The organism is Streptomyces sp. NPDC005181, from assembly GCF_040608395.1.
Taxonomy (GTDB): Bacteria; Actinomycetota; Actinomycetes; order Streptomycetales; family Streptomycetaceae; genus Streptomyces.
Genome location: NZ_JBEXID010000151.1, coordinates 1 through 9,827, shown reverse-complemented (window position 1 = coordinate 9,827; position 9,827 = coordinate 1). Strand labels below are relative to the sequence as shown.

The following is a 9,827-nucleotide window of genomic DNA, read 5'->3' as shown; positions in this document are numbered from 1 at the left end:
CGTCATCGGTCAACGCCAGCTCGGCCATCGGCCGCCCCATCTTCGCCATGAAGACAGTCTACTTACTCAACGAATCTACGACGCAGGACACTAGCGCCACAGCCCCTGCCCGTTGCGGCGAGGCCCACCCTGTTCGCGCTAAGGTCGTCGGCCAGAGGGACCGAACGGGTCATGCGTTCACTCTCGGTGAGTACCCACGCTCACCGGAACCACTCGCTGCTCAACAACGTTCCGCGCAACCGGTGCTCAGAGACGTGCGAACCCTACGCCCGTCTCCTGGAGCCGGGCCGCTGCACCCAGTGGGCCTGATGGCTGCCCGACGGCCCTCCTGTTCCGCTGGTCGCCTGCACCCGCGGCGCGATCGAAGGCATCGCCCAGGACCGCGCCTGCACCGAACTCGGCTGGACCACCACGGCAACCGGAGGCCCACGATGACGTCCACGAACACGGCCTACTGGGAGCAACTGTGGCGGGAGGGCCGCCGCTATCGCTCACTCGCCTCCTGGGAGGAGAAGATCCTTGCTGCCCAGGTTGGGCCCGGAAGAGGCAGAGCGGCGCTCGATATCGGCTGCGGCACAGGGGAGTTGGCCGGCCATCTCTCCTCCCGGCTCAGCTACACGGTCACCGCGATCGACTGCTCCCCTACGGCCCTGGCCGCCGCCGAGCATCAGCACGGCAGCCCTGGCATCGACTTCCGCCTGATGGATTTCGCAGCTGACGACCCGGCCGACCTCCCGCAGCCGGCGTATGCGCTCGTCACCTGCCGACTGGTATTCCGCTGGATGCCGGACAAGGGAGCCTTCCTCGACCGTGTCCGCAGGGTTCTCGCGCCCGGCGGTGTGTTCTGGGTCGCAACCTCGCTGCACGACCCAGAGGAAGGTCCAGCACAGGAATGGGACCTGTCTCCGGCGGACGCCGAATTACTGACTGCCAACTGGTCTGTTGTCCGGCGCAGTTCCTCCCGCACATTCCACTGTCTGGCACTACGCCCATGACCGCACCCATGACCCCACGGAGCAGCCGATGAAGCCAGAGCAGGTGAACATCAAGGCGTGGATGCGGTACGGATCCCACCACGTCGATCGGAGGACTCCAGTCCCCGATGTAGAGCGCATCGACTGGGGGTTCTGGGGCGCGGGCCCGGGTGCCGAGGTGCTGGGCGATCTCCGCGGAGTGCGCGTGCTCGATATCGGTTCCGGCATCGGGAAGCACGCCGCGCATCTCGTTCGCGAGCACGGAGCGGTCGTGGATGCCATCGACGCCTCACCAGGCCAGCACCAACGTGCCCGCGACCGGTACGGCTCGCTGGGCGGGCTGCAGCTGCTACTGGGTGATGCTGTCGAGCACCTGCAGACCACGGAGCCGTATGACGTGATCTATTCCATCGGCGGCTTCCCTTACATCGACCCCCACCGCCTCCTGCCAGCCCTCGCCGCGGCGCTCAAGCCGGACGGAAAGCTCTGCTTCACCGTGCTGCACACCAATTCCCGTGGCCACGGTCCCTCCTCAAGCGTCAGCGCCCGTCCCGAGATCCTTCCTCTGGCCGGCGGCGGCCAACTCACCGTGCAGATGTGGGTGCTCACCCCGGAATTGTGGGAGGGCCTGCTCGTCGAGCACGGGTTCCTCGTCGAGGGCATCGACGCCCTCGACTCACCGGACAGCGACAATCACGTCTCCTACCGGCTCTTCCGTGTCCGCCGTCACGCCCGCATCTCCTCGCGCCCCCGCACCTCCCAGCCGCCGTCGGCGCATGCGGCTCTGGGGGTCGGCGCGATCATCCACGGTCCGCAAGGAGTCCTGCTCGGGCGACATCGCAGGGGCACCTGGGAGCTACCAGGAGGAAGTGTGGAGCCGGGCGAGACTCTGGAGCAGGCGGTCGTCCGAGAGCTGGGCGAAGAGACAGGCCTCCAGGCTCGCGCCGACGACGTCGTCCTGCTCGGCACGCTGCTCGACCACGTCGGTGCGGTCGTGCGGATCACCGTGGCTGCAGCCGTGACCGATTGGAACGGCGAGCCGGCCGACCAGCCCGGTGAGAGCGTCAGCTCCTGGCGCTGGTACTCACCGCAACAGCTCCCCCAAGGGCTGTTCGTGTGCAGCGCCCAAATCCTCACCGCCTGGCGTCCCGGACTCCCGATCGAACACCCTCCTGCCGCATTCACCCCCTACGCGCCACCGCCCCATCACGAGCGTGTGCCGGCGGCCCGGCCTGTCCGTTCAGCCGGCCCGGCTACGGACGGATGGACTGGTTGATCCGCAGGTGCCGGGCCCGCGCTTGTCGCCGACCGCTGATCCTTGCGATGGGGCACGATCTCGCGCGGCTGCGACTGCGACTGCGGCGCGTCGAGCGCGCGATGGCGCTGCTGCGTCGCGGCAACCTCAGCGTTACCGAGGTCTGCGCTCGTCGCTGGGCACCTTCAGCAGTCGCTTCACCGAACTGGTCGGCATACCGCCCCGCACCTACCGGCGCCAGTCGGCGAGCGCGACGGCTGGGATGCCGTGGTGCGTGGCGAAACAGGTGACCGGACCGATCAGGAATCGAGAAGCACCGGTGCCGAGCCGCAGCTAGCGTGACCGCCATGGACACCACCGTTCACGGAACCTGCCTCCCGCACGACGCCCCGGACGCATCCCTGGCCTTCCCACCCGACACCGTCGGCTTCGAGGTCCGCAACGACGTCGCATACGGCGGGATGCACTGGATCACGGTCGGTCCCGCCGAACAGCCCGGCACGTCCATCGTCCTGGAGCCGGCGAGGTGAACGAGCTGTCCGACCGCGAGCTGATGCGCGACGGCCGCTGGTTGGTCTGACGCCTCGACGGGGGCGCGCCGCGAGACCGGGGCCCAGAGGCTCCACGGGCCGAAGCAAAGTCGAACCTGAGTACTACTCGAAGCTGGTTAGATCGAGCCAGGCGACGCCGACGGAGACCGCGAAGGCGGCCCCGCCCAACAGATGGAGACACGAAAAGCATGGCCAAGAAGACGGACACGCAGTCGCCTGCGCTGCACGATGCCGACAGCCACGATCTGATCCGCGTGCACGGCGCGCGCGAGAACAACCTCAAGGACGTCAGCATCGAGATCCCGAAGCGCCGGCTGACGGTGTTCACCGGAGTCTCCGGCTCGGGCAAGAGCTCGCTGGTGTTCGACACGATCGCCGCGGAGTCGCAGCGGCTGATCAACGAGACCTACAGCGCCTTCGTGCAGGGCTTCATGCCGACGCTGGCGCGGCCCGAGGTCGACGTACTCGACGGGCTGACGACCGCGATCATCGTCGACCAGCAACGGATGGGGGCCGACCCCCGCTCCACGGTCGGCACCGCCACCGACGCCAACGCGATGCTGCGCATCCTCTTCAGCCGACTCGGGAAGCCGCACATCGGCCCGCCCAGCGCGTATGCCTTCAACGTCCCTTCGGTCCGGGCGAGCGGTGCGATCACCGTCGAGCGCGGTGCCCAAAAGGCCGTGAAGGCGACCTTCTCCCGCACCGGCGGCATGTGTACGCGCTGCGAAGGCCGGGGCACGGTCTCCGATATCGACCTCACCCAGCTCTACGACGACTCCAAGTCGATCGCCGAGGGCGCGTTCACCATCCCCGGCTGGAAGTCGGACAGCTTCTGGACCGTGCGGGTCTACGCCGAGTCCGGCCTCCTCGACCCGAACAAGCCGATCCGCAAGTTCACCAAGAAGGAGATGCAGGACTTCCTCTACCGGGAGCCGACCAAGGTGAAGGTCGAGGGCGTGAACCTCACCTACGAGGGGCTGATCCCCAAGATCCAGAAGTCGTTCCTGTCCAAGGACAAGGAGGCGATGCAGCCGCACATCCGGGCGTTCGTGGAGCGGGCGGTCACGTTCACCACCTGCCCCGAGTGCGATGGCACCCGGCTCAGCGAGGGGGCCCGGTCGTCGAAGATCAAGCGGATCAGCATCGCCGACGCCTGCGCGATGCAGATCAGCGACCTGGCCGAATGGGTCCGCGGCCTGAAGGAGCCGTCGGTGGCGCCGCTGCTGGCCGCGCTCCAGCACACCCTGGAGTCGTTCGTGGAGATCGGGCTCGGCTACCTCTCGCTCGAGCGGCCGTCGGGCACGCTTTCGGGTGGCGAGGCGCAGCGCGTCAAGATGATCCGGCACCTCGGCTCCTCGCTCACCGACGTCACCTACGTCTTCGACGAGCCGACGATCGGGCTGCACCCCCATGACATCCAGCGGATGAACGACCTGCTCCTGCGGCTGCGGGACAAGGGCAACACGGTGCTCGTCGTGGAGCACAAGCCGGAGGCGATCGCGATCGCCGACCACGTGGTCGACCTCGGCCCCGGCGCCGGTACGGAGGGCGGCACCGTCTGCTTCGAGGGCACCCTCGAGGGGCTGCGGGCCAGCGGTACCGTCACCGGCCGCCATCTCGACGACCGGGCCGCTGTCAAGGAGACGGTACGCAAGCCCACCGGCACCCTGGAGATCTGCGGCGCGACAGCGAACAACCTGCAGAACGTCGACGTCGACATCCCGCTCGGGGTGCTTGTCGTCGTCACCGGCGTCGCCGGCTCCGGCAAGAGCTCGCTCGTGCACGGGTCGATCCCCCCCGGCGAGGGTGTGGTCTCGGTCGACCAGGGCGCGATCCGCGGCTCGCGACGGAGCAACCCGGCGACATACACCGGACTGCTCGACCCGATCCGCAAGGCGTTCGCGAAGGCCAACGGCGTGAAGCCGGCGCTCTTCAGCGCCAACTCCGAGGGCGCCTGTCCCACCTGCAACGGCGCCGGCGTCATCTACACCGACCTGGCAATGATGGCCGGCGTCGCCAGCCCCTGCGAGGACTGCGAGGGGAAGCGGTTCCAGGCATCGGTGCTCGAATACCACCTCGGCGGTCGCAACATCAGCGAGGTCCTCGCGATGTCGGTGACCGAGGCCGAGGAGTTCTTCGGCGCCGACGAGACGCGCACGCCGGCCGCGCACAAGATCCTCGAACGGCTCGCCGACGTCGGGCTCGGCTACCTCACCCTCGGCCAGCCGCTGACCACGCTGTCCGGCGGCGAGCGGCAGCGGCTCAAGCTGGCCACGCACATGGCCGAGAAGGGCGGCGTCTACGTTCTCGACGAGCCGACGACGGGCCTCCACCTCGCCGACGTCGAGCACCTGCTCGGCCTGCTCGACCGGCTCGTCGACTCGGGCAAGTCGGTCATTGTCATCGAGCACCACCAGGCGGTCATGGCGCACGCCGACTGGCTCATCGACCTCGGCCCCGGCGCCGGCCACGACGGCGGCCGGATCGTCTTCGAGGGAACACCCGCCGACCTCGTCGCCGACCGCTCCACCCTCACCGGCGAGCACCTCGGGGCCTACGTCGGCACCTGACCGAGCCCCTCGCGGACACCGTGAGCCGAGTTCTCTCATCTGTTTCGACTCGTCCCGACCCGTGAAGGGCGTGTTCAACAGGGTCGAGTAGGCATTCATCCTGCTCTGCATACAGCCGCGTGAGGTCACCTGCGTGACCTCACGCGGCTGCGCTGCGCCCGCGACCGGATCGACCCGGAGGACGCGCAGCCGCTGGACGTCGAGGCGCTCGCCCGCGGCGCGCACATGCCGGCCGGGCACCAGAGCCGAGAGTTCCGGCGTTTGTTCACGAGGTCTGGTTCTGGCTCAAGCTCTGTGATGGCGACGCTTCAGGTGAGCCGGCCAGGCCGGCGCGCTTGTGGAAATCTGCATGTCAGGGGCTACTGCTGTCGTTGCAGCGAGGACCGATCCAGCCAGCTCCACAAAAGTTGTGCCAGAAGCCGAGTCTTGACAGCGCTTCACGTCAGTGATCTTGACCTGCGGTCCGTGTCGAGCAGTCGTGTCCGTCGCCTGGCAGACCCATAACGTTCAGCACGGGTTCTTCGCCTTTGCTAGTGCCGCATCAGGCACCGTTTGCCCTGTAGTTCGCGGCGCGCGCTGACTGACTTCAGCACGCAGCCGGGACCGTGCGTCCGTGCACGTCGAGTCACGCGTCCAGTTGTGCGCGAATGAGCGTGTCGAGTCGCTGCCATGCCGGGGACGAGGCGTTGACCGTGCCCTGGATGAGGGCGGGGATCTCGGAGGCCGCATCCAGCTCGGGCAGTTCGTCCGGTCCGTAGCGTTCCCGATTCGCCTCGCCGATCCGGCGGGCGAGGTCGTCGATGCGGGGATCGTCGACGTCGAGGTCGTGCGCGTGGTCGTAGTCGAGGAAGAGCTGCCGTAGCGCCGGGTCGGCGAGGATCTCGGCTTGTTCGTGGAACAGGGTGATCGCGCGGTCTGGGTGGGTGGCGAACACGAGGATCCACAGGTCGCGTTGCAGGTCCACCCATCGCGGGGTGAATCCCCAGCGGGCCAGGTGCTCCAGATGGGCACCGACCTCGGTGGGCAGCGGTGCCAGATGCCCGGCGGCGAGCCGGCGCAGGCGTCCTTGCGTTGCCCGCAGGCCACGGATGCGGGCGGTGAGTTCGTCGTCGATCTCGCGAAGCGCCTGCTGGAACTCCTCGTCGGTCGCTGATCTCAGGTCCCGGATACGGGCCAGGGGAACGCCGGCTTCGGCGAGCGTCCGGATCTTGATCAGGTCGATGGCGTCGTTCGCGCCGTACCGCCGGTAGCCGGACGCATCGCGGTCGGGCTCGGGGAGTAGCCCCTTGTCGTGATAGACGCGAATGGTCTTGATCGACACTCCGACGTACCTGGCCAGCTGCCCGATGGTGATCACCCGGCCATCGTCCCACTTGACCCTTCCCCTGGGGCAGGGTTGCAGCATGGTCTCATGGCGAACACGAACATCGATCGGGAAACCCTGCGCGAGCTGGCCGATGAGGGCAACGAGACCGCATTGGACCGGCTGGCCGACCTCGCCGACGCAGACGGCGACCTCGAGGAGCTGAGCGAGCTGCTGGACGAGGGATCCATGCGCGCCGGGTTCCTGCTCACTCGACGCGCGGCCGCGGCCGGCGACCTGCGCGAACTGCAACGGATCTCCGACGCCGGCTACGACGAGGCAGGGAACCAGCTGGACCGGCTGCTGAAGGCACCGGCCGACCGACATCGGGATTGAGGATCCGACCGACCGCTGCAACGACGCTCCGGGACGCAGCCATCGGTCCCGCTCGCGTCCGACGCGCTCGGGCCAGAGTGTTCGGCCTGGCCGACCCGGTGCGCGTGTGCGAGATAGACGATGAGGAGGGCCGGCGCCTATTGCGGACACTTTCCTCTCAGCCCTGCGCACCGCCCACGAGGACGCCGCCCAGGCGACTCGCTGAGCAGAACTGGCGCCCCTTCCGGGTGTCAGACGATCTGCTCGTCCTTTGCCGAGCATTCCCAAGAGTGCGGGCGGCGCCTACGGCCGACTCCGTACGTAGGTGCCGCCTGCCCACCATGAGAGGCATGACCCCGTGCACGCTCCCTCGACCGGCACGAGGAAGGTCGCCCCTTGGCGCTCGATTTCATTGGTTAACAAAACCCGGGCCATACTCAACGAACGCGGCCTGCACGGCCGAATCGCGCACAGAGGCGAGAAGGCCCCGATCCAGGCAAGCCACTGCCGGCACGCCGAGCGGACCCATGCTTGGCAGAACGCCTTCCACCGGCTTGCCCGCTGCTACGAACGTCGCGCCGCCGTGATAGATGCGTACTTCGATCTCGCGGACACGATCATCATTGTTCGCAGCCTTATTCACCGGTCCTGGGCCGCTCATCCCTGGGACGACCGCCCGAACCGACGCACATAAATCCCTCTCGCCGGCATGCGCCAGAAGGCCCATCAGAGAGCGCGTTCCTGTAGCGATGAGAGTGAGTAGTCTGCCGGGCTATGGCCCAAGGCCGTGAAGTTACGGCTCCGGGGGCGTAGGCAAGTGCGCGGACGCTGGTGGTTCCCAGGATTCGGCCGGCGAACGGATGCGCTCTTCTGCTTGCCGAAGTGCCAAACACGAGCGTGGCGGGAACGGCGCTTGCGTTGGCCGACCCGACCCCGACACGCCACAGCCGACGAATATGGCGTGAACATGACCCACTATGGCGTGAACTTGCCATATGGATCCGCTGTCGGAGGCTGTCTAATGGCGCGATCTGGCTCCAAGGGGGGGCCCGAATCCGGGAGTCGTCATGAGTTGGAGTACCAAGCGGATCAAGCTGGGCGCGTGCACGGTGGGGGCGCTGACCGCCGCCGTCCTCGCCGTGAGCACCACCCCGGCCGCAGCGAGCGGAGACTACAGCGGCCGCGCCTACATCTGGGGGAGCGGCGACGTCTACAACTACTGGAACGACTGGGACGACGAGGGCGAGCTGGGGAGGAGCCGTCACGCGTCTTCCAACGTGGCGTGCCTGTGGCAGAAGATCCTGTGGGCAGACGGCAACCTCGAGTCCCTTGCGGACGTCGACGGGGTCTTCGGAGATCAGACCTACAACGCGACCAGGGCTTGGCAGACAACGGAAGGCGTGAAAGTCGACGGGGGCGTCGGCAGGGAGACCTTTGGCGCTGCGGGCTTTTGGCTGGACAAAACATCCGGTAGTGCATCCCCCGGCCAGACCCTGTATCTGAGGTACTTCGGCTCAGACCACAACTTCGACTTGAGGCGCCTCCCGGACGGCAACTACGAGTTCAAGGACGGTAGCGAGAATTGGCGGAAGGCCGGTTACAACTACCGGTCCTGCACCTGACGCCTGCCGTCGCAGGCACGCCGAGGGCCCGCTTCCCGGAGGGGAGGCGGGCTCTCGGCGCGTTGGAGGCCCCTAGTCTGAGGCCTCCGGCATGTCCGGTGGGGGACGACGGGCTACGAGCGTATGCACCTTCGTCCCGCGCCCCTGGCCGACGTTCACTGCCTGGGCACGTTCCGGAGTGCCGCGAGCAGTCCGCGGAGCGCGGGCCGGCCCAGCGATGTCTCCCGCACCGCCGCGTGAATGACCCTCATCGGTTCCGGCTTGCGCACCTTGCGCACGACGACGGCGGGGTGACGGTTGGCCAACCCCATGGTCGGGATGAGACTGATCCCGAGGCCGGCGGCGACGAACCCCTGCGCCGTGGCGTAATCCTCGCTCTCCACCACGAAGTTCGGACTGAAGCCCGCCGCGGCGCAGCCTTCGACCACGGCGTCCAGGCAGGGGCCAGGCCCGTCGCTGCGGACCCACGGCTCGTCAGCGAGGTCGGTCAGGTCCAGCACTCGTTTCGCGGCGAGTCGGTGCCCTGCGGGCAGGACGGCGCGGTAGGGGTCGTCGAGCAGATGAACGAAGTGAATGCCTTCGTGGAGTCGGCTGCGTGGCTGGACCACCACGGCAAGGTCGGCACGGCCTTCCGTCACCTCAGGAAGCGGGTCCTGCGGGTCGGTCATCCTGAGGTCGACCCGTATACCGGGGTGCTCCTGCCGGAGGCGAGCGAGTGCGGGCGCCATGAGCGTGGCGCCCGCCGTGGCGAAGTAGCGGATCGACAGCAGTCCTGTGCGGCGGGCCCGCAGGTCGGTCAGTGCTGTCTCTGCCTCTGCCACCTGCCTGCTGATGACCGCCGCGTGCTCGCTGAGCAACTGGCCGGCTTCCGTGGGCTGGACGCCACGGCCGACCCGCTCGAGCAGCGGAATCCCGGCCTGCTCCTCCAGAGCTGCCACCTGTTGGCTGACAGCGGACGGGGTGTACCCCAGATGGCTGGCCGCTGCGGTGATCGACCCACTGGTGACGACCGCACGGAGAACCTGCATACGTCGCACGTCAAGCATGTAGCTGAGCTTAAAGGTTGTGCAGAACTTTTCGGGCTCTCCTGCCGTATGTGTGGGTGCTCTGACCTGCCCTGATACGTGAAACACGCCGTCTCCTGTGATCCTTGAGGTGTTGAGGCTCAAGTTGG

At 67.7% G+C, this 9,827-nt stretch carries 7 protein-coding genes and 4 pseudogenes; 9 read left to right on the top strand and 2 right to left on the bottom strand.

Annotation, left to right across the window (positions count from 1 at the left end; genetic code table 11):
* The first annotated feature begins 431 nt into the window (after positions 1-431).
* The 6 genes and pseudogenes from ABZV38_RS38040 to ABZV38_RS38015 form a co-directional block, all read left to right on the top strand.
* Positions 432-995 (top strand): class I SAM-dependent methyltransferase, encoded by a 564-nt coding sequence (locus ABZV38_RS38040; protein WP_356333236.1) that lies wholly within the window; start codon positions 432-434, stop codon positions 993-995.
* Positions 996-1,023: 28 nt separating this feature from the next.
* Entirely contained in the window at positions 1,024-2,250 is a 1,227-nt protein-coding gene (locus tag ABZV38_RS38035) for a bifunctional class I SAM-dependent methyltransferase/NUDIX hydrolase (protein WP_356333234.1), read from the top strand.
* A gap of 83 nt (positions 2,251-2,333) precedes the next feature.
* Positions 2,334-2,566 (top strand): annotated as a pseudogene (locus ABZV38_RS38030) (AraC family transcriptional regulator); the annotation flags it as partial.
* Between the two features lie 10 nt (positions 2,567-2,576).
* Positions 2,577-2,750, top strand: a pseudogene (locus ABZV38_RS38025) (VOC family protein); the annotation flags it as partial.
* Positions 2,751-2,968: 218 nt separating this feature from the next.
* Entirely contained in the window at positions 2,969-5,353 is a 2,385-nt protein-coding gene (locus ABZV38_RS38020) for an excinuclease ABC subunit UvrA (protein WP_356333232.1), read from the top strand.
* 129 nt (positions 5,354-5,482) lie between these two features.
* Positions 5,483-5,620, top strand: a pseudogene (locus ABZV38_RS38015) (AraC family transcriptional regulator); the annotation flags it as partial.
* A gap of 358 nt (positions 5,621-5,978) precedes the next feature.
* Here ABZV38_RS38015 and ABZV38_RS38010 read toward each other — a convergent pair.
* The gene (locus ABZV38_RS38010; protein WP_356333230.1) at positions 5,979-6,710 is read right to left on the bottom strand and encodes a MerR family transcriptional regulator; all 732 of its coding nucleotides are present in this window, start codon (positions 6,708-6,710) and stop codon (positions 5,979-5,981) included.
* A gap of 54 nt (positions 6,711-6,764) precedes the next feature.
* Here ABZV38_RS38010 and ABZV38_RS38005 point away from each other — a divergent pair, with 54 nt between their 5' ends.
* From ABZV38_RS38005 to ABZV38_RS37995, 3 genes and pseudogenes are all read left to right on the top strand, one after another.
* A complete protein-coding gene (locus tag ABZV38_RS38005; RefSeq protein WP_356333228.1) occupies positions 6,765-7,052 on the top strand; it encodes a hypothetical protein in 288 nt (95 codons plus the stop codon).
* Positions 7,053-7,452: 400 nt separating this feature from the next.
* Positions 7,453-7,725 (top strand): annotated as a pseudogene (locus ABZV38_RS38000) (IS5/IS1182 family transposase); the annotation flags it as partial.
* 373 nt (positions 7,726-8,098) lie between these two features.
* A complete protein-coding gene (locus ABZV38_RS37995) occupies positions 8,099-8,653 on the top strand; it encodes a peptidoglycan-binding domain-containing protein (RefSeq protein WP_356333226.1) in 555 nt (184 codons plus the stop codon).
* A 155-nt stretch (positions 8,654-8,808) separates the two neighbouring features.
* On the opposite strand, the gene ABZV38_RS37990 is transcribed toward ABZV38_RS37995, so the two are convergent.
* The gene (locus ABZV38_RS37990) at positions 8,809-9,699 is read right to left on the bottom strand and encodes a LysR family transcriptional regulator (RefSeq protein ID WP_356333224.1); all 891 of its coding nucleotides are present in this window, start codon (positions 9,697-9,699) and stop codon (positions 8,809-8,811) included.
* Positions 9,700-9,827: the final 128 nt, after the last annotated feature.

What these genes read in the sequence shown, in the direction of transcription:
- ABZV38_RS38040 (WP_356333236.1), top strand. Translation starts at nt 432, where the DNA reads ATGACGTCCACGAACACGGCCTACTGGGAGCAACTGTGGCGGGAGGGC.
- ABZV38_RS38035 (WP_356333234.1), top strand. Translation starts at nt 1,024, where the DNA reads ATGAAGCCAGAGCAGGTGAACATCAAGGCGTGGATGCGGTACGGATCC.
- ABZV38_RS38020 (WP_356333232.1), top strand. Translation starts at nt 2,969, where the DNA reads ATGGCCAAGAAGACGGACACGCAGTCGCCTGCGCTGCACGATGCCGAC.
- ABZV38_RS38005 (WP_356333228.1), top strand. Translation starts at nt 6,765, where the DNA reads ATGGCGAACACGAACATCGATCGGGAAACCCTGCGCGAGCTGGCCGAT.
- ABZV38_RS37995 (WP_356333226.1), top strand. Translation starts at nt 8,099, where the DNA reads ATGAGTTGGAGTACCAAGCGGATCAAGCTGGGCGCGTGCACGGTGGGG.
- ABZV38_RS37990 (WP_356333224.1), bottom strand. Translation starts at nt 9,699, where the DNA reads ATGCTTGACGTGCGACGTATGCAGGTTCTCCGTGCGGTCGTCACCAGT.